We start from the raw sequence: 19,125 nt of genomic DNA on the forward strand, positions 1-19,125 counted from the left end.
GTTCAACACGCGCCAAGCAAGCGTGACGCCTACGGTGTTGTAGGCATGAAATTTATTTCGCGCGATGGTTGAGTATTGCGTGATGTTCAATACGCGCCAAGCAAGCGTGACGCCTACGGTTGATGTAGGCATGAAATTTATTTCGCGAGATGGTTGAGTATTGTGTGATGTTCAAGACGCGCCAAGCAAGCGTGACGCCCACGGTGATGTAGGCGTGAAATTTATTTCGCGCGGTGGATGCGTGTTGTGTGGTGTTTAAAACGCGCCAAGCAAGCGTGACGCCTACGGTTGATGTAGGCATGAAACTTATTTCGCGAGATGGTTGAGTATTGTGTGATGTTCAAGACGCGCCAAGCAAGCGTGACGCCTACGGTTGATGTAGGCATGAAATTTATTTCGCGCGTTAGTTGCGTGTTGTGTGGTGTTTAAGAAGCGCCAAGCAAGCGTGAAGCCTATGTTTGATGTAGGCGTGAAATTTATTTCGCGCGATGTTTTTGTATTGTGAGGTTCAAACATTTTTGGTGTAAATTGGCTAGGTGTGTTTTTAAGTTCTAAGATCAGGTTTTACCTTCAGGATTGATAGGTTTATGTTTTCGTCAAGGAAGAGGCTTAAAGGGCGTACCTCACATTCAAACTGCTATTATTCAGTAACTCTTTGTTGTGAGAATCGAGTGCCTATATTTGCCAACTATCTATATGCAGTTGATGCTGCCAAAGCAATTTACCATTTAGAAGATAAAGTGGAGACAATCTGCTTTGTCCTCATGCCTGACCATTTACATTGGATATTTCAACTTCGCCCTCAGCAAAACTTATCAGCAGTAATTAAGCTGTACAAAAGCATGGTGACCATGTCTATTCGTAAGAGAAAGGGGCGCAAAGTAGTGGTTTGGCAAAATAATTTTTATGATCATCAAATCAGAGATGAAAATGACCTAATACATCAAGCTCGATATATAGTCGCAAACCCTCTACGCGCAAAATTAGTCAAGCACGTTGGCGATTACCCGTTTTGGAATTGTATTTGGCTGTAGAGACGTGAAATTTATGTCGCGCGATGGTTGTGTATTAAGTGGTGTTCAACACGCGCCAAGCAAGCGTGACGCCTACGGTGTTGTAGGCGTGAAATTTATTTCGCGCGAAGGAAATCAAAGCATAATCGCATCTTTTAGATACTGGAATAACTCTTTGTAAGCTTTGGCTGGCTTTTCTGCTTTCACTTCTTTTGCGGCGCTGCGCACTAATTGGCGCATTTTTTGGCGCTCAAGAGAAGGGTATTGATCAATTGTTGAATTGATCAGGTCGTCACCTTGTTTAATTAAATCATCACGCAGGGTTTCGATTTTGTTCATCAAAACATCGGCTTGATTGTTTTTATTAAGCATGATGTCGATCATCGCTTGGATTTCATCAACGTTTTCTGTGGTACGTAATACTTTTGCGATGTAGTTTAAGTTACGACGGTAAGCATCGCTCTTATCACTTACTTTATCAGAAACAACAAGGGCTTCTTTTAAATCGTGATTAAGCGGTAAACGATCGCGTTGCTTTTTCGGCATTTTTGCAATTTCAGCACCCAGACCATGATATTGCATGGCTTCACGTTTTAATTCGCTTTTTGATACGTAAATAATTTCTTCTTCGATAAGTGGCTTTTTCTTCTTCGCCATAAGGATGCTCATTCAGTAAACTTAACTATTCGCTATTATACGCCATTTAGTTAATGATTAATATTAGCTGATGCAGGTCTCGCAGTGTGTTAGCATTCGTTACACTATAAAAAATATCAGAACCTAGGACACACAAGATGAAAGATCCTATTTATCAACACATTTCTGAAGTGAAAGACGCAGTAAGCGAAGTGCTAGAGCATGCAAAAAAATTGGGTGCAACAGCAGCCGAAGCGGCGATGTCGAGCACGTCAGGTTTGTCTGTCAGTACGCGCATGGGCGAAGTTGAAACAATAGAGTTTAACCAAGACGGTGGCTTAGGTATCAGTGTTTATGTGGGTAATAACAAAGGGTCTGCTTCAACGGCTGACTTAAACCCGAAAACATTACGTACAGTGGTCGAAAAAGCCATTGATATTGCAAAGTTCACCTCTGACGACCCATTTAATGGTATCGCGGATAAAGAGTTACTTGAATTTGCACCGCAAGATTTAGATTTATACCACCCGTGGGAAGTAAGCCCTGAGCAAGGTGTGGAATTTTGTCATCAAGCAGAGCAAGCGGCGTTGAACGCCGATGAGCGCATTGTAAATTCAGACGGTGCGAGTTTTTCTTCTCATCAAGGTTTACGTGTTTATGGTAACAGCCATGGCATGATTGCAGGTTACCCGCGTACGCGTCATAGCATTAGCACGATGGTGATTGGTAAAGAAGGCGAGCAAATGCAGCGCGACTCAGCTTATACCATCGCACGTCATAAAGATGATTTAAATGACGCTGCAAAAGTAGGCCTCGAAGCGGCAACCGAAACTTTGGCTAAACTTAACAGCCAAAAGCTCGGTACCATGAAAGTGCCTGTGATCTTTAGAGCAGATATTGCTAACTCATTATTCGGCCATTTAGTGTCGGCGATTGGTGGCGGTGCGCTTTATCGTAAATCAAGCTTCTTGCTTGATAGTTTAGGTACAAAAGTATTCAGCGATTGTGTGAATATCTCTGAGCGCCCGCATTTATTAAAAGGTCTAGCGTCTTCGCCGTTTGATGCTGAAGGTTTAAAAACCGTAGATCGTGAAATTATTCAAGGTGGTGAGCTGCAAACTTACCTATTAGCAAGCTATGCAGCACGAAAACTGTCGATGGCACCAACGGGTCATGCTGGTGGTATTCATAACTGGCTAGTTGAACAAACCCATGCCGATTTAAAAGCGCTATTAAAAACCATGGGCACAGGCTTATTAGTAACTGAACTTATGGGCCAAGGTGTGAACACTGTAACGGGTGATTACTCACGTGGTGCAGCAGGTTTTTGGGTTGAGAATGGCGAAATCCAATACCCAGTCAGTGAAATCACGATTGCTGGTAACTTAAAAGATATGTTTAAAGCCGTTGTGGGCTTAGGTGGCGACATCGAGCGTCGTGGTGGTATTCAAACTGGCTCTGTATTGATTGAACAAATGCAGGTTGCTGGTAGCTGATTCATCAATAACTACTCAATTTTTGAAGCCTCACGTTTGTGGGGCTTTTTTATTTGAAAAAACGCTTTACCTAAACTTAACTTGAGGTTTTATCTTGGTGGCAGTTTAAAAATAAAAAGGAAAACTACAATGTATTTAGAGCACGTAAACCTTGTTGTTAGTAATGTTGATGCCATGCTGCACTTTTATAAAGCCGCATTCCCGCACTGGCGTGTGCGTAGCCAAGGCGATAGCAAATGGTCGGGCAAACCGCGCAAGTGGCTGCACTTTGGTGATGATTACCAATATCTCGCACTGAGTGATAACGGTGAAGCAGAAAACCGTGATTTAGCCGGCCACCAAGTAGGACTTGCTCATTTTGCCTATGTGACAAACGATATTAATGCCATAGTTGAACGCCTGGTTTCGGCTGGTTATGAAGTTGATAAACACGGCCCAGAAAACCCTTACCGTAAAAATGTATATTTCATCGACCCTGCAGGTTTTGAAGTTGAGTTTGTAGAGTATTTTAGTGATATCCCGAGTGAGAGGAATAATGACTTGTGAGGGAGCTGTCAGCTTTCAGCTGTCAGTTTTGAGCCGAGCGGTGTTGTTTGTAGGTCAGGCATTGATTGATTGATTGATGGAATGGCGTTGTATGTACGACGCGCCAAGCAAGCGTGACGCCTACGGTGTAGGGTCGCTTTAACGCCGAACAGCTTTACTTTATTCACGGCTAAAGCCGTTCCCACGTTTGATGTAGGCGTGAAATTTATTTCGCGCGCATTCTTGTAGGTCGTGCTTTAGCGCGTCATTGATGAAACGTATGTAATATCTTGTCGCCATAAATGACGACTTACATTGCATAACCGCACCTCACAACTTTACTGCATCTTATTCATCTCTTTCCAACTGGCTTTTAGGCTGTTGGCGAAGCTGATGAACTTTTCTTTCATGGTACGTTTAACTGAAATCTCGACAGAGCCTAGCCATACATTACCTTCAATAGTGATGGTTGGGCCTTGGCCTTTGTTTAAGGCAACTGATTTATTCTCTACACTACCAATCACGCTAAATAATTTAGATACCACATTAACATGTTCTGGCACGTAGATTTCATCGTTACCTAAAGTACAGTTCACGTAAATGGTGACATGCTGATGTTGGAAAATCGCTTCGCTAAAGTCGAGTTCAATTGAACCTAAGCAGTTTGTGAGGTGAATTTCTTTTGGTACTACCCATTGGCCGCTGCGCTCATTTGAACCCAAAATACTACGAAGCTGCAGGCTTTCGTTGTCGCTGCTGTGGCTGTAGTGAGGTTTAAATTGCGCATGCTTTTGCGATTTGTAGTCAATATCCGCTTTCAGATCTAAATCAGCAACAAGCTCAACCAGTACTTCGTTGCTGGTGGCTTCCATTGCCTGATCTAGGCGGCGTTCAAATGCTTCGGCTGAAATAACAGCATGACTGTAGTTATAAATGAGTTGATCAATGACTTCTTCTCTTACTTGATCGATTGGGCGGTCTTCAAGTTTAACGGCCATGGTAGTTCCCTGTTGTGATTTTAAAGGTGATTCTTTAGTTATTAATTACAAAGCAAAGCTTAGGCCAGATTTTATTTCTTTATAAATCATGAGGTTGTCTTTTTAGACGAATAAGCAATTTCGTTAAATTAACCACAGATTAATAAAATCAGCAACTAAATGGTTATTTTTGCAACATTGTGAACATCTTACCGAGCAGCTTGTAAATCTTTACCGAAATGAATATAAATCACCGCTGAATAGGTGTTTAACCTACTGAAATTTAAAGAATAAATAGTTGGCATCATAGTCGCATTACTTAAACTGTCTTTAATCAAAAGGAGAAAGATTATGAACACTTTTAACAAATCTATGATTGCGGCTTTAGTAATTGGTGCAACTAGCATGTCAGCTCAGGCAAGCAGCTGGGAAAATGAAAGTAAAGATGCTTGGATTGATGGTAAGGCGGAAACTGTGCTTCTTATGAACACAAACCTTAACAACTTTGACATCAACACTGATGTAACGAATGGCAAGGTTGTACTTACAGGTAAAGTTGATAGCGAATTAGATAAAGAGCTTGCTGAAGAGTTAGTTCTTAGCCTAGACGGTGTTAGCTCTGTTGATAACAAACTAACGGTTGTTAAAAACATTAAAGCTAAGCACATGAAATCAGACAAAGCTGATTCTGCAGAAAGCGACTTAACCGATGCAAAAATCAGTACTGTAATCACCACACGTTATTTATTTAACTCAGAAGTAGGTGGTACAGATATCGATGTTGATACCGACAACGGTGTAGTAACACTAAAAGGTACTGTTGAGTCTGATGCAGAAAAGCAATTAGCGGTAAGCATTGCTGAAAACGCTGAAGATGTTCGCAAAGTAATCGATGAATTAACGATTGTTGCTGAATAATAGCAAGCCCTATATAGCCCAGCTTTGGCTGGGCTTATCTTTTTCAAGGAGTGAGTCATGGATTTAATACGTATTATTTTATCGGTTTTAATTCCACCTCTCGGCGTATTTTTACAGGTAGGTTTAGGTGCGCAGTTCTGGATTAATATTCTTTTAACTCTATTAGGGTATATTCCAGGTTTGATTCATGCTGTGTATATCATCGCTAAGCGATAATCACCGCATTAATCTACAAGGATGGGTAATGGAGCACAGCAAGGAAGGGCTGTAGGAGTAACGGACGATAAAGCGCAAGGAGTTTACAGTATGGATAATGTAACTAAGCACAAAGGACAACAAGGAAGTAACAAGGCGTTATGGAGTAGCGCACAATGGCAACGCTTTATGGATAAGGTGAATGGAGATGACAGCAAGGATTAAGCTTAGGCTTGGAGCCCAAACGGATGAAGCTAGCGTAAGGAGGAGACTATATGGAACAAGTACAAACGCAATCAAAACAAGGATTGACCAATAATGGAGTTGCTTTATGGAACAAGCAACAGTGGCACGAATTTATGGAACACGCGAAAGCGGTTGCGCCACGATTAACAGGGAAGGCTGACGATAAAAACCCGATGTCATCTTCAGGTGACATCGGGTTTTTAACTACTTCAGCAATTTATCTTTATAACTTAAATTGATTTACTGTCTTATTTAGAGACTCTGCTAACTCATTCAAATCACGTGCTTCATCCGCCAATTCATGGGCATGATCCGCAGTGCTATTCACTAAGTGATTAATCGCTGCCAAGCTATTGTTAATATCTTCTGCAACCACAGTTTGCTGCTCTGTCGAAGTCGCAATTTGATGACTTTGATCTTGTACATTTGTCACAGATTGCGCGATATCTTGCAATGCTTGCAATACAATTTGTGTTTGCTCAACTGAGCCTTCAGCACGCTCTTGACCTTGTTGCATCATGGTCGATGCTTGTTGGGCAATTTGCTGTAAACGGCTGATCATGTTGCGAATATCATCTGTTGACTCTTGCGTTCTGCTTGCTAGTGAACGAACTTCATCAGCAACAACTGCGAAACCTCGGCCTTGCTCGCCAGCACGGGCTGCTTCTATCGCCGCGTTAAGTGCCAGTAAGTTGGTTTGCTCAGCGATTGAGTTGATAACATCAACCACCGCGCCGATATTGCCACTTTCTTGCTCAAGACCCGCAACGACTTTAGACGCTTCACCAATGTGACTTGCAAGAGCGGTCATGACTGACTGAGCTTGAGTTGAGCGCTTGGTGCCATCTGCGGTAATGGTTTGCACTTCTTCAGCTGCATTATTGGTATGTTGCGCGTTACGTGAAATTTCGAGAACAGTTGAGGCCATTTCGGTTACTGCCGCACTTACGCTATCAACTTGTTGCTTTTCTTGCTGAATTTCATCATTGGTTTTTTGCGATACGGTTTTCAATTGGGCTGCGGCTTGGCTTAATTGCTCAGCTTGAGCTGCAGTATTTAGCATCATTGCACGTAATTTATCGATGAAAGTATTCATGTGATGAGCAAGCTGTCCTACTTCATCCTGACTCTTAATTTCGATTTTTTGTGTTAAATCGCCATCACCTGATGCGATATCACGCATGATGTAAGTGAGTTTAGTCAGCGGCTTGGTGATCATTTGCGTGGCCCAGAAGATCATCGCAATAATAATCGCAAGAATGATGATCACGGATGTTGTGGTTGTCATCACCGCATCATTTACTGGCTCATCAATCATACTGGTCGGAATTAAAATACCCACATACCAATCAAGGTAAGGGCTTTCTAATTCAAGGCGATTGTATACAACGTAATATTGCTCGCCTTTGAATGTGACAAAGCTGCTACCCTCTTTTTGGCTTTTCATCGCGCGGTTTAATTCGCTAAAGCCCGAGGTGTCGTTAAATTGCTTTTCGAGGGCATCTAAGCCTTCTTTGCCATTAGGGCCTTCGTCTGTGATAGATAGTTTATGTCCAGTTCGTTTTGAAAAGTGCACTACTTTCTGGTTACTGTCGAGTAAAAAGCCAAAGCCTTGGCCATCAAATCGAATAGCTTCAACCATGTCGTTGATATTATTAAGCTGTAAATCAACACCACCAAAACCAACAAGCTTGTTTTGTTTATAAACTGGCTGTTGTACAACTGCAGAGGCGATACCTGTGGTTAAATCAACAGAAATAGGGCCAACATACAATTTATTAATTTTTAATGCATCTTGCCACCAACCACGTTTGTAAGCGTAATATGGTTGGCCATTATAAGTGGCGGTACGTTCGTTTTCTTTGAAGTACTCACCTGTGGTCGCAGAAGCAAAGAAGGCTGATAAAATGTTATCATCGTTACCACTAATACGAACAAAATCTTGATTAACGCTGCTGTAACCAGGCTGACTATCTAAGCTTTGATCGCGCTGAGTCCAGTTATCGAACCAGTTAACTAAATGCGGGTTTGTTACAAAGGTTTCGACAACTTTGCCGTATTTGGCAAAATAGGCCTGCATTGACAGTCGCTCACTTTGCAAATAGCTGTCGGCTTCGCGTTGAATTGCATGACGTGAGAGATCAGCAATATGGTTTACAAAAAAGCTAGACGCGATGATTAGTAGCACACTTATCGTCCCGCCAATGAGCAGAAGTATTTTTTTACGTAAAGAGAGGTTGTTTAACATAGTGCACGCGTTTTTATTATAGGTTAGAGTTATCTATCTAATCATATTTGCACCTAAATCGCTACACTGTTAAGCGAAGGTTAATAATAAATGCTAAGGGGCAGTTGAGTAAATGAGTACTGAAAATAATAAACTGGTTGTTTTAGGTGCCGGCTGGCTTGGAAATGCACTTTGTGTTGAGGCAAATAAATTAGCATGGCAAGTACAGGGAACACATCGCGGTGGCGAGCACGAATATGACTTTCAGCGCCAGTTTATACTTGAAGGTGATGTGCTCAAGCATGAGCTGTCGCTTGAAAATGCTTGGTGGGTCTGCGCTATTCCACCGCGTAGTCGTAGCTCAGAAAGTAACTATTTAGCGACTTTGCAAGCAGGGCTTGAACTTGCTAAGCAACTAAATTGTAAAGGCTTTATTTTATGTTCTTCGACAGGAGTTTATCCATCTAACAATGGTCAATATGACGAAACTACAGAAATTATTTGCCAATCAGCACGTCAACAGCAGCTATATGATGCTGAACAGTTAGTGCTAAATGCTGGTGGTAAAGTATTGCGCTTGGCTGGTCTTGTAGGGCCTGGGCGCGATCCGGGTAGGTTTGTTGCCGGTAAAGAACTGACTAGCTCAAGTCAGCAAGTGGTAAACATGGTTCAGCAGCAAGATGTGATAGCGGCGATTTTTTCAGTACTTGAAAATTGGTCAAACGCGAGCAGTATTTATAATGTGGTTAATCCGGCACATCCTACAAAAGCAGATTACTACCAACAAAAATGTGCTGAGCAGGGCAACCAGCCACCGGCTTTTACTAGTCATGATAAAGGCGAGCGCCTTATTGATGGCTCAGCGATTGAGTCACTGAGTTTTCGTTATCAAATGTCCATTTAGTTATTTTTTAAAAGTAAGGTGGCCGCCTAATCGGTATTTACTGCCTGGTGATACTAAACGGGCAAAGCTCACAATACCTTGTGATGACCAAGTTCGGCGGATCACTTGTAAGCATGGCTCTTCGTTATAAAGGTTGAGCCATTCGCACATTTCTTGGTTGGGCATAATCGCTTCGACTGTATGGCGTGCCTCAGTGAGCGGGGCATTTTGCGATAAGTATTCATGAGGCGTTAGGCTATGGAAATCTTGCTGTAAGTAATCTTTAGCAAGAGCGGGGTTCACAAAGCGTTCTTCAACTTGCAGAGGTTGCTCGTTTTCATTGTGTACAATCACACTTCTGTAAACATGGCTGTCGACCTCGACACCCAAAGCAATCGCAATTGGTGCTATAGCGCTTATAGACTCCATTACTAAAATGGTACAACTATAGTGGTTACTTCGCGCTTTTACCTCATCAGCAATATTTTTAATTTCTAATAAAGATGATTGTGACTTAAAGCTAGCCACAAAAGTACCTAGGCCTTGGCTACGGGTTAATATACCTGCATCGGTTAATTCACTGAGTGCTCGTCTTGCAGTCATACGACTAACTTTAAACTGGTTGGTAAGCTCATTTTCAGAGGGCACTCGGTGATTTTCTTGCCAAGCTCCAGAACGAATATTTTCCAGAATGAACTCTTTTATTTGCGCAAATTTAGGAACACTCATTATGCGTGTATATGTGGTGAGTAAACAGTATGTTTGAAGGTGACATAATTATCTTGTATATACAAGGTGAGTTGATAAACTTTAAGCAAATTTAAACTTAGTCTCGTAATGGGCCTATCGCAAGTATCAATGTAGGTGAAAAATGCACACAACCAATAATGATCAAGCTTTCTGGGATTTAGTGATCACAGATGCCAACATCGCCACAATGGACCCAGCCATCGAAGCACCTTATGGTGCTATTGAAAATGCAGCTATTGCTGTTAAAGATGGCAAAATTGCTTGGTTAGGTGAGCAAGCCGATTTACCAGAGTTTGATGCGCTAGCTACGCCAACATTGTCAGCAAAAGGGCAGTGGTTAACCCCAGGGTTAATTGATTGCCACACTCACTTAGTGTTCGCGGGTAGCCGTGCAGAAGAATTTGAGCAGCGTTTACAAGGTGTAAGCTATGAGCAAATAGCTGCAAACGGTGGCGGTATTGCAAGTACCGTACGTGCAACGCGAGAAGCCGATCACGAAGCTTTATTTGTCAGTGCAAAAGAGCGCTTAAATGCATTATATGCAGAAGGTGTGACTACGGTAGAGATTAAATCTGGCTACGGTCTTGATTGTGAAAACGAAATTAAACTTCTCGAAGTGGCGCGTTTACTCGGTGAAAATCACCCAGTTGATGTTAAAACCACGTTTTTAGGTGCGCATGCATTACCGCCTGAATTTAAAGGCCGTAGCGATGAGTACATTGATCTGGTTTGCGGTGAAATGCTTGACCGTGTTGTTGAAGCTGATTTAGCTGATGCCGTTGATGCTTTTTGTGAAAACGTTGGTTTTAGTAATGAGCAAACTCGCCGCGTGTTTGAAGCGGCTAAAAAACACAACTTACCAGTCAAGTTGCACGCTGAGCAGTTATCTAATCAACATGGTGCAGAGCTTGTTGCTGAATTTAATGGCTTATCTGCGGATCATATTGAACACTTAGATGAAGCTGGTATTCAGGCAATGGCCAAAGCGGGTACTGCAGCAGTTTTATTACCAGGTGCATTTTACTTCTTACGTGAAACAAAGTATCCGCCAATTGAACTACTGCAGCAGTACCAAGTTCCAATTGCTATTTCAACTGACTTCAACCCGGGTACTTCGCCTTTATGTTCATTGCATTTGATGATGAACATGGCATGCACTATTTTTCGGATGACACCAGAGCAAGCATTAGCTGGGGTAACTCGAAACGCTGCAGGTGCTTTAGGACTTGATGATCGTGGTGTGTTAAAGGTAGGCGCACGTGCTGATATTGCCCATTGGCAAATAACCCACCCAGCACAATTAAGTTACCAATTTGGCGTAAATAAACTGTTAAATCTGTGGATTTTGGGTAGACTTAATTAGATAAGTCTTTTTTACGTAGTATTTTTACATGTCTTTGATTGCCAGCTTAGCAAGTAGTAGCGTGAGCCTTGCAAATTTAAGTAGCGATGTTGTGCCAGTGTTTTTAGCTGGTTGCGTTCTTATGGCAATGATTTGTGCCTTATGTGTTACTCAAAATTCTATTTTAAGGCTGAGCTTAGTCGTCAATGGCGTGCTTGGATTAGCAATTCTTAGTCTTGGCATGCCTTGGTTAGTGTTATTGTTAAGTGCAAGTGTTTGTTTTCATTTGTGGCAGGCATTTCGCACAACTAATTGGCTAGCAATCATTATCTCAGTTGTTGCTGCGATTGAATTAACAGTACTTTATTCAGCTCATTTATTGTTACATACTGCTCTTTACTGGCTTGTTTTTTCTGTCGTTATTTTGTGTATATCAGGCTTTTTTAACTATGAAGAACCTGAAGAAGAGCAGGTGGTCGTTGAGCCACTTCACACTGACGAGTTAGATGCGACACCTCTTACAGGCTTACCCGATCGCAACGCCCTAAAAAATAGCTTTATTGCTTGGACCGAGGAGCATGATGCTAACTGCGCGTTAGTGATGCTTCGCCTTGAAGGTTTTAACGATGTAAACCAACACATAGGTCGAGACTTTGGTGATTTGTTATTAGCGCAATCAGCAACCCGAATTAAACAGCAGCTCAATGTTGATAATGTTCTTAATATAGTGGGTAATTCAGGCAAAGCCGAAAAGTTGGCGCATTTAGGGGGCTTGAACTTTGCGTTTATTTGCTCATTAGAGGAACAAAAGCACCTTCATGAGCAACTAATTAGTCAAATTCGCCATGTTACTTTAAAGCCATTTAATGTTGCCAATTGCACCATTGAAGTTAAAGTTCGTGCTAGTTATGTAGTTTGTGATGAGCCTGAATACAGCTTTGAAAACTTCATTTCGTTTGCCAACCTAGCGCTTGATTCAAATCCAGACAAAGCGATTGTGCCTTATCATCCGCAAATGATGATTGAGCAATTGGAGCAGCAAGCACGACTACGTGAGTTAGCACACCTTGATTTTGCAAGTGAACTAGAGTTGTATTTTCAGCCAGTTATTCGTAATAGCGATGAGCAAATCGAATTTTTAGAATTGCTGTTACGTTGGCAGCATCCTAAGCAAGGGATTCTTTCTGCGAATAAATTTATAGATGATATACGTGTTGCAGGCCTAAGCTATCCTGTTGCAGCTTTTGTTATTGAGCGTGCAGCAGAACTAGCTATGGCACTACGAATGGAAGGTATTGAATTACCTCTTAGTATAAATGTGTTTGGCCCTGAGATGCTGCACGAAGAATTTATTGAGTTTGTTGACCGTATCATGGCTGAGCATCGACTAGAGCCGGGTGATTTAATTATCGAGTGCCCGCTTGATTTATTTATGAGTTTAGATGATCAAGGTAAAGCGATGGTTGCAAGGCTCAATAGTATTGGTATTAAATTATGTATCGATGGTTTTGGTGACACACCTATTTGGCTAGCTAAGCTTCCGAATCTTAATGTTGAGTATATTAAAGTGGCGGCTTCACTTACCGCTGATTTTGCTCATCAAAGTCAAATTCGAAGCCTCGTTTCGGGCATGGTCGATATGCACAATCAAAATAATGCAAAAGTGATTTGTGAAGGAGTTGAAACTCTAGAGCAACTTAAGTTTGTAAAGTCGCTTAAAACCTATGCTGCACAGGGCTATTATTTTAATTACCCATTGAGTAGTGTTGGTATGATGTCATGGCTTAAACAATGGCGTTTGGAGCACCAGTAAGCGTAATGCTGTGCTCTTCCTCTGGTAGACTTCACAATACAACACCGCTTTTATAACCCTAGTTTCTGTAACCTTGTCACGTGGCTACGGTAAAGTTCAACTGGATCAACTTCACGAAAACTATGTAAACCAATAAATTGGTTAATCTCATCGAGATGATTCATTTTGTAATCATCTTTGATCACATGCCCTAAATGGCTACTACAGCGTGAAATGAGGCCGTCACTGTGACCTAAGATAAATAATGAGCCAAATAACATGGATAAGTCACTTAAATCTAAGATATTAGTGAGTGTTTCTGTGCCGCTCCAAGAAAAGTAGTATACGCCATTGCTTGCAAGCATATTACCTTGTTCGCACTCGTTTTTGGGCAAGCCTTCGGGGTACTTTTGATTAAATGTTGCTGCTCCTTGTGTGCTTAAACTATTTATTGCACCGAGTGTATTTTGCGGTAATTGACTATTGCCTGATAATAACGAAATAACACCACCGAATGCATCGAATACTAATCGAGTTGTATATTCTGCTTGAGAGCCGGGTGTTAGCTCTTTATTAATAAGATCAATAATGCCACTGCCATAATTTGCACCGCCTACACTGGTAACTGAGGAAATTAGATCAGGCCTGATAGATGCAACATAGCGTGCAGTTTGCGCACCTTGACTGTGACCAATCAAGTTTACTTTTTTAGCACTAGTCAGAGCTAAGATTGATTCTATTTGAGTGAGTAATTGCTCGCCTCGGACTTCTGAACTGTTGATAGCAGAAACGGCAGGTGTGAAGACTAAAGTACCATCTTTTTCCAGAATTGTAGCGATATTGTAGAAGTAATCGATTCCGAGCAGGTTATCGAATCCCATTAGCCCATGAACTAAAACAACTGGATATTGGGTAGTTGTTTTTTTGGCATTGCACCAAGGGCTCAACAAAAAAAGTAAGGTAACAAATAAAATTAACGGGATTTTTTTCATACCTTTTACTCTTCTACTTCAATATTTATCACCAACAAGCCTTAAAAAAGCCTGATTTTAGTGCGCTTTTAATTCACCTTACCTTAAATTTGGGTTCTCTGTAATGTTAAATTAAAGTAAGCAGGAAAAGATGGTTTTAGTGTTTCGTTATATGTTTATCAATTTGTGTTTTTTCTGCGGTTAAGCAATTTATTTTTAATCTGGTATTTGATAAAGTCCGCGCCGTCCTCATCCTGTAGGACATCCTGTTGATGATGCATCTGAAAGGATGCAACGTATTGATAGCTTCTCCCCAGTTTGCTATAACGACTCACTCCTTGTTGAGTGAGTCGCTTTTTCTTTTCTTATCATACAATTCATTGCACAAATACACGCAAGTGATACCATCAAAGTGATTCTTATTTACTTTCGAAGGAATGCGTTATGTTTAAATCTTTGGCAATAGCTGCCTTTTCATTATCGAGTATTTTAGTTGCCCCTTTAGCCAGCGCAAATTGGCAAGTTAATAATGAGCAAAGTAACGTAAGCTTTGTATCTATTAAAAAGAACTCTATTGCAGAAGCACATCATTTCAAAAACGTGTCGGGTACACTCAACGAACAAGGTCAATTTAAGTTGATGATCGACCTAACATCGGTTGAAACTCTGATCCCTATCCGCAATGAGCGCATGACTAAGTTGTTATTTGAAACAGCTAAATTCCCTAATGCAGTGTTAACTGCTGACTTAACCAAAGCGCTGTTAACGCTAAAACCAGGTCAACATGTGCTGAAAGGGTTAAAAGCTGAGTTAGATTTTCATGGTAACAAAAAAGAACTTACGATAGATGTTCTAGCCAATATGTCAGCGAAGGGCGATATTAGCGTGTCATCTTTTACGCCAGTTATTATTAATGCGAGTGATTTCAAAGTAACAGAAGGCATTAGTGAACTACAAAAGCTTGCGGGCTTACCATCAATTGCAACAGCTGTTCCTGTAACATTTTCTTTGACGCTAGATAAAGAAAAATAATGCAATCACTTGCTGACTTAGAAGCCGCTCTTCAGACGCCCGATAAACCTTTTGAACAATGGCAGCCACAAAACTGTGGGCAAGTGCCAATAACGATTGATGCGCAAGGGCGGTGGTTTTATGGCGGCAGTGAAATAAAACGCGAGGCAATGGTTAAACTCTTTGCCTCTGTGCTTTGCAAAGAGGCAGATAGTTATTTTTTAAAAACACCCGTCGAGAAAATGGCCATCACTGTCATTGATGTGCCTTTTATTATTGTTGATTGGCGTTTTGAAGAGACAGAACAAGGCCTTGCTCTATGTTGTGTCGATAATTTACAGCGCGCTTGGTTGGTATCAGCAAAGCAACCACTATTACTGAGAGAATTTGAAGGTGTCAGTGTGCCTTATCTTCAATTAGCACATGGCTTGGCTGCGAGGGTATCGAGAAATGTTTATTATCAGTGGGCTGAAATAGCCTGCTCAGATGAGCAGGGCTATTATATAGAATCATTAGCCAAGCGTTATTACTTGGCCTAAGCACTTAGTCTTCTGGTTGTTCGTCAGACTCAGGTGCTTGCGCTTCAATAGGGCCTAAAAACCACTCATCGAGCTTTTTAGCAACTTCAGGTAAGCCGGTGCCTTTTAGTGAAGAGAAGGCATGTACTGTAATATCACCATCTAAACTACTTAACTCACGACGAACTTGTAAAACTTGAGCTTTACGCGCGCCTTGTTTTAGCTTGTCAGCTTTAGTTAATAGTGCCAGCACTGGAATTTCGCTGCCCACCGCCCAGTCGATTAAGTCACGGTCTAAATCTTTTAACGGGTGGCGAATATCCATCAAAACAACGATACCTTTTAAGCTTTGACGTTTTTGTAAATATTCACCTAGCGACTTTTGCCATTTCTTTTTCATTTCGATAGGCACTTTCGCAAAACCATAGCCCGGTAAGTCGATAAGGCGCTTATCGGCATCAAGTTCAAAGGTATTGATCAGCTGAGTACGACCGGGTGTTTTAGAAGTACGCGCTAACTTTTGATCAGTTAACGTGTTTAAAGCACTTGATTTACCCGCATTAGAGCGACCAGCAAACGCGACTTCAATCCCCGTATCAGCAGGTAAGCGTGAGATATCAGGTGCGCTGGTAACAAAGGACGCAGTATTGTATTTGATACGAGATTTGAGCACAGGCTCTCCTAGTCTTTTATAAAAAATAACAAACAGTGGCTAATTTCCACTTAAGGCACGTATTTTATACTATTAAAGCAGCATTCAAAAGCGTATTTAAGCGTGCTAAATTGGCTTTAAATTAGGAAAATTACTAGGTGTAAACTTAATCTAAGTCAAATCCCTATAAATTATGAGCTTAATGTGGGCAGAAAACGTGCCAGAGAATTTATTATCGTGTAGAATATAGAAATCACAACATCCATATTGTAGATGATACAGGGTCGGAAACAGAGAATTCACCATGAAAAAAATAGCACTATCTTTAACTATATTGCTTGGTACGTTGTCAGCAAGCAACGCAACAGCATTTGATGGCGATGTAAACGCAGGTAAAGAGAAATCGGCAACGTGTGCGGCTTGTCACGGCCCAGACGGTAATGCACCGGTTAATATCTACCCTAAAATTGCAGGCCAACACGCAGATTATATCTATAAACAATTACAAGAGTTTAAATTAGGTATGACATCTGGCGGCAAAGAAGGTCGTATGGATCCAGTAATGAGTGGTATGGCTATGCCGCTTAGCGATCAAGACATGAAAGACCTAGCAGCTTACTTCTCTTCTTTAAATATGTCTGAAGGTGCAACACCTAAAGATGTAGTAGAAGTAGGTCAGCAGCTTTATAAAGCCGGTGATGCAGAGCGTGGTATTCCAGCATGTGCTGCGTGTCACGGTCCTCGTGGTAACGGTACATCACTAGCTAAATTCCCGAAAATTTCGTTCCAACACCCAGAATACATCAAGTCACAACTTGAAAAATTCCGTGATGGTACGCGTAATAACGACTTAAACGGTATGATGCAAGACATCGCTAAAAAGCTAACAGACAAAGACATTGAAGTACTTTCAAAATACTTAGGTGGCTTACACTAAAGTCTGATTGCGGAAAGAAATGCTCCGCAGTAGTATGTAAAGAGTTTGAAAAAGCAGCGCAAGCTGCTTTTTTGTACCTAACGTATGTCGAAATTTCCCACTCCTTTGTGAGACATTGACCATATCTAGCTGTAAGCCAAGTCTTATTTTTATTTCACTATTTTTGCTAAGTCTTTGTTATTAATTAAAATGACAATGTTGCAATAAGTCATCTGTAAGAAAAATTATATAAATTAGTTGTAACAATTTTATTAATAAGTAAATTAACCACTGTCGCTGAGACAGCAAAAACAACATGGACAATGTAATAAGGAAAGTGACTGCGGCAAGTCTTTAGGGGTTGACACTGGTTAGGTGTCCTAAAGGAAATAACAAAAAAGCGTCAGGATTGACCGAGAATAATAAAAGCTCATGGAAGTTTAATAATAAAAACAAAATGGAATGCTACACGGAAGGTTAAAACAATAACAAAATGGATAAACAATAATAATAAAAATAATAAAGACTAAAAAGTCGAAGGGAGAAGTGTCCAGATAATTGGCGCTCAGATTAGTAGGCGGTAGAGATGTTTTCTCTACCGCCTTTTTATTTGTCCTGTTACAATAGCCACCGTTTGTACTAAAAGTATGAAAAGTGCGCAGTTCGTCAAGTTGACCAACCACATCCGCACATCGAATTCTTCTGGTTATGCCAGCATTACAATGCCACAAAGGCGTTGTGCACAACCTCTTAAGTGAGATGATCAAGATATGAGTAGAAAGAAAAAGTCGCGTAAAATTCCATCGAATGGTCCTGTACGTCTGAGCAAAGAAAAGCTTAGAGAGATGCGCGCGTTAAAAGAGCAGCGAGTTAAAAAGACCAAAGGTGCTAAACCTGGGTCTCGAAATGCACCTGATGCACAAAATGCAGAAAACACTGCTGCAAACAATCAACCGAAAGATAAGCGTGTTGGTAGTAAAAAGCCGATTTCTTTAGTTGCGCCTAAGGCTGAGCCGAAAGTTGAAATGAAACGCAACTTAAAACCTATGGTTGAGCTTAAGAAAGTGACTGAGCCTGAACTAACACCAGAGGAAGAGTTAGAAGCGCTAGAGAATGACGAGCGTCTACTTAAGCTGGTTGAGCGTCATGAGCGCGGTGAGTTATTAACAGGTAAAGACGCTAAGTACTTCAATAGCCGTATTGCTCGCCACCAAGCACTTTGCGAGTTATTAGGCATTGAAGATGAAGACGAGTACGAAGATGACTTTGAAGATGATTCATACGATGAAGGTGAATCTGACTTCGATAAGTACTTATCTGATGATTTAGCCAACGAATGGTTTGATGACGAAGATGAGGATGAGCGATGAGCACAACCTTGATTATTGCCATCGTAATTGGTGCGGCAATTATCGCAGGGCTTGCGTTTTATGCAGGACAACTTCTGTATAAACTAAAAGAGCAAAATAAGCTTATCGCCAAGAAGCAAGCTGAGCAGGAGCAAAAGCTTGCGGCATCAAAAGCAAAGCGTAATGCCAAGTTAGCCGATAGCATTCATTTAATTGCCCGTGCAATGAATGAAGAGCAATGTGAGTTCTCAGAAGGCTGCCTACGCATTTGGGTGCTGATCTCTCAATACAGCTTTGCAGAAGAGTTTGAACTAAGTGAACGCTACCCAGGCATATTTAAAATGTACGAAGTTGTAAAAGATATGCCAACGCACGATGCCCGTAAGAGATACTCTAAAAAAGAGATTTTTAAAATGGACACTGCTCGCTGGCGTGCTGAAGAGCAGCATAGCGATGAAATCAAAGCGGATTGCGCACGTATAATTGAAGAGTTTAAAGCCGCTCCAGGCAGCGAAAACGTAGTATTTAATTAAGTTGACGTATCGTTGAATTAAACAAAATAAAAAGCAGAGCCCAGGCTCTAATGCCTGTCAGTTAAGAGCTGACAGGCATTTTTTGGGGCTTTCGTTCAGGGTATCGACTGGGTCTCTTTTTCACACATCTTGGATAATGTCTTTCTCTTCGCTCTGGCAGTACAAAGGTTTCAGC

Annotated in this window: 22 protein-coding genes; 15 read left to right on the plus strand and 7 right to left on the minus strand. The window is 41.3% G+C overall.

The window, feature by feature from the left end:
• Positions 1–587: 587 nt before the first annotated feature.
• On the plus strand, positions 588–1,034 hold the full coding sequence (locus tag L1272_RS15055) for an REP-associated tyrosine transposase (protein ID WP_138599300.1): 447 nt from the start codon (positions 588–590) through the stop codon (positions 1,032–1,034).
• Between the two features lie 114 nt (positions 1,035–1,148).
• Here L1272_RS15055 and yjgA read toward each other — a convergent pair whose 3' ends face one another.
• Complete coding sequence (yjgA, locus tag L1272_RS15060) at positions 1,149–1,670, minus strand: ribosome biogenesis factor YjgA (RefSeq protein WP_054563425.1); 522 nt, start codon at positions 1,668–1,670, stop codon at positions 1,149–1,151.
• 137 nt (positions 1,671–1,807) lie between these two features.
• Between yjgA and pmbA the strand changes: the two genes are divergently transcribed.
• Positions 1,808–3,145, plus strand: a complete 1,338-nt coding sequence (pmbA, locus tag L1272_RS15065) for a metalloprotease PmbA (protein WP_055021365.1) — start codon at positions 1,808–1,810, stop codon at positions 3,143–3,145.
• 129 nt (positions 3,146–3,274) lie between these two features.
• On the plus strand, positions 3,275–3,691 hold the full coding sequence (locus tag L1272_RS15070) for a VOC family protein (protein ID WP_235373773.1): 417 nt from the start codon (positions 3,275–3,277) through the stop codon (positions 3,689–3,691).
• Positions 3,692–3,699: 8 nt separating this feature from the next.
• Here the strand turns inward: L1272_RS15070 and L1272_RS15075 are convergent, their stop codons facing one another.
• Positions 3,700–3,858 (minus strand): hypothetical protein, encoded by a 159-nt coding sequence (locus L1272_RS15075; RefSeq protein WP_235373774.1) that lies wholly within the window; start codon positions 3,856–3,858, stop codon positions 3,700–3,702.
• Positions 3,859–4,008: 150 nt separating this feature from the next.
• Positions 4,009–4,668, minus strand: a complete 660-nt coding sequence (locus tag L1272_RS15080) for a LiaF domain-containing protein (RefSeq protein WP_235373775.1) — start codon at positions 4,666–4,668, stop codon at positions 4,009–4,011.
• 330 nt (positions 4,669–4,998) lie between these two features.
• On the opposite strand from L1272_RS15080, the gene L1272_RS15085 reads away from it, so the two are divergent.
• The 4 genes from L1272_RS15085 to L1272_RS15100 are packed head-to-tail and all read left to right on the plus strand — an operon-like array spanning position 4,999 to position 6,245.
• On the plus strand, positions 4,999–5,565 hold the full coding sequence (locus L1272_RS15085; RefSeq protein ID WP_235373776.1) for a BON domain-containing protein: 567 nt from the start codon (positions 4,999–5,001) through the stop codon (positions 5,563–5,565).
• Between the two features lie 57 nt (positions 5,566–5,622).
• On the plus strand, positions 5,623–5,781 hold the full coding sequence (locus L1272_RS15090; RefSeq protein WP_064971745.1) for a YqaE/Pmp3 family membrane protein: 159 nt from the start codon (positions 5,623–5,625) through the stop codon (positions 5,779–5,781).
• A 21-nt stretch (positions 5,782–5,802) separates the two neighbouring features.
• Positions 5,803–5,985 (plus strand): hypothetical protein, encoded by a 183-nt coding sequence (locus tag L1272_RS15095; protein ID WP_138599296.1) that lies wholly within the window; start codon positions 5,803–5,805, stop codon positions 5,983–5,985.
• Between the two features lie 50 nt (positions 5,986–6,035).
• Positions 6,036–6,245, plus strand: a complete 210-nt coding sequence (locus L1272_RS15100) for a hypothetical protein (RefSeq protein ID WP_054552865.1) — start codon at positions 6,036–6,038, stop codon at positions 6,243–6,245.
• Here the strand turns inward: L1272_RS15100 and L1272_RS15105 are convergent.
• Positions 6,230–8,254 carry a methyl-accepting chemotaxis protein gene (locus tag L1272_RS15105; protein WP_138599295.1) on the minus strand — a complete coding sequence of 675 codons (2,025 nt, stop codon included), beginning with the start codon at positions 8,252–8,254 and terminating at the stop codon, positions 6,230–6,232. The two genes, L1272_RS15100 and L1272_RS15105, sit on opposite strands and share 16 nt — an antisense overlap.
• A gap of 112 nt (positions 8,255–8,366) precedes the next feature.
• Between L1272_RS15105 and L1272_RS15110 the strand changes: the two genes are divergently transcribed.
• Entirely contained in the window at positions 8,367–9,137 is a 771-nt protein-coding gene (locus tag L1272_RS15110) for an NADP-binding protein (RefSeq protein WP_235373777.1), read from the plus strand.
• Here L1272_RS15110 and hutC read toward each other — a convergent pair whose 3' ends face one another.
• Positions 9,138–9,845: a histidine utilization repressor gene (hutC, locus tag L1272_RS15115; RefSeq protein ID WP_138616087.1), complete on the minus strand. Its 708-nt coding sequence runs from the start codon at positions 9,843–9,845 to the stop codon at positions 9,138–9,140. It lies immediately after the preceding gene.
• A 142-nt stretch (positions 9,846–9,987) separates the two neighbouring features.
• Between hutC and hutI the strand changes: the two genes are divergently transcribed.
• Positions 9,988–11,229 (plus strand): imidazolonepropionase, encoded by a 1,242-nt coding sequence (gene hutI, locus L1272_RS15120; protein ID WP_235373778.1) that lies wholly within the window; start codon positions 9,988–9,990, stop codon positions 11,227–11,229.
• Between the two features lie 121 nt (positions 11,230–11,350).
• Positions 11,351–13,021, plus strand: coding sequence for a GGDEF domain-containing phosphodiesterase (locus L1272_RS15125; RefSeq protein ID WP_235373783.1), 1,671 nt, complete (start codon positions 11,351–11,353; stop codon positions 13,019–13,021).
• A 50-nt stretch (positions 13,022–13,071) separates the two neighbouring features.
• Here L1272_RS15125 and L1272_RS15130 read toward each other — a convergent pair whose 3' ends face one another.
• On the minus strand, positions 13,072–13,992 hold the full coding sequence (locus L1272_RS15130) for an esterase/lipase family protein (RefSeq protein WP_235373779.1): 921 nt from the start codon (positions 13,990–13,992) through the stop codon (positions 13,072–13,074).
• 423 nt (positions 13,993–14,415) lie between these two features.
• On the opposite strand from L1272_RS15130, the gene L1272_RS15135 reads away from it, so the two are divergent.
• Together L1272_RS15135 and L1272_RS15140 are read left to right on the plus strand one after the other, a co-directional pair.
• Complete coding sequence (locus L1272_RS15135) at positions 14,416–15,003, plus strand: YceI family protein (protein ID WP_235373780.1); 588 nt, start codon at positions 14,416–14,418, stop codon at positions 15,001–15,003.
• Positions 15,003–15,521 (plus strand): DUF1285 domain-containing protein, encoded by a 519-nt coding sequence (locus L1272_RS15140; RefSeq protein WP_166341075.1) that lies wholly within the window; start codon positions 15,003–15,005, stop codon positions 15,519–15,521. The genes L1272_RS15135 and L1272_RS15140 overlap by 1 nt, the downstream gene beginning before the upstream one ends.
• A gap of 4 nt (positions 15,522–15,525) precedes the next feature.
• On the opposite strand, the gene yihA is transcribed toward L1272_RS15140, so the two are convergent.
• Positions 15,526–16,173 carry a ribosome biogenesis GTP-binding protein YihA/YsxC gene (gene yihA / locus L1272_RS15145; RefSeq protein ID WP_138599290.1) on the minus strand — a complete coding sequence of 216 codons (648 nt, stop codon included), beginning with the start codon at positions 16,171–16,173 and terminating at the stop codon, positions 15,526–15,528.
• Positions 16,174–16,456: 283 nt separating this feature from the next.
• On the opposite strand from yihA, the gene L1272_RS15150 reads away from it, so the two are divergent.
• The 3 genes from L1272_RS15150 to L1272_RS15160 all read left to right on the plus strand — a co-directional run bounded on the left by L1272_RS15150 (position 16,457) and on the right by L1272_RS15160 (position 18,950).
• On the plus strand, positions 16,457–17,089 hold the full coding sequence (locus tag L1272_RS15150) for a c-type cytochrome (protein ID WP_054552855.1): 633 nt from the start codon (positions 16,457–16,459) through the stop codon (positions 17,087–17,089).
• A gap of 749 nt (positions 17,090–17,838) precedes the next feature.
• Positions 17,839–18,438, plus strand: coding sequence for a Der GTPase-activating protein YihI (gene yihI, locus L1272_RS15155; protein ID WP_235373781.1), 600 nt, complete (start codon positions 17,839–17,841; stop codon positions 18,436–18,438).
• On the plus strand, positions 18,435–18,950 hold the full coding sequence (locus tag L1272_RS15160; protein ID WP_235373782.1) for a DUF2489 domain-containing protein: 516 nt from the start codon (positions 18,435–18,437) through the stop codon (positions 18,948–18,950). The genes yihI and L1272_RS15160 overlap by 4 nt, the downstream gene beginning before the upstream one ends.
• Positions 18,951–19,125 lie beyond the last annotated feature (175 nt).

The sequence above is a fragment of the Pseudoalteromonas sp. PAST1 genome, assembly GCF_021532515.1.
Lineage (GTDB): Bacteria > Pseudomonadota > Gammaproteobacteria > Enterobacterales > Alteromonadaceae > Pseudoalteromonas > Pseudoalteromonas simplex.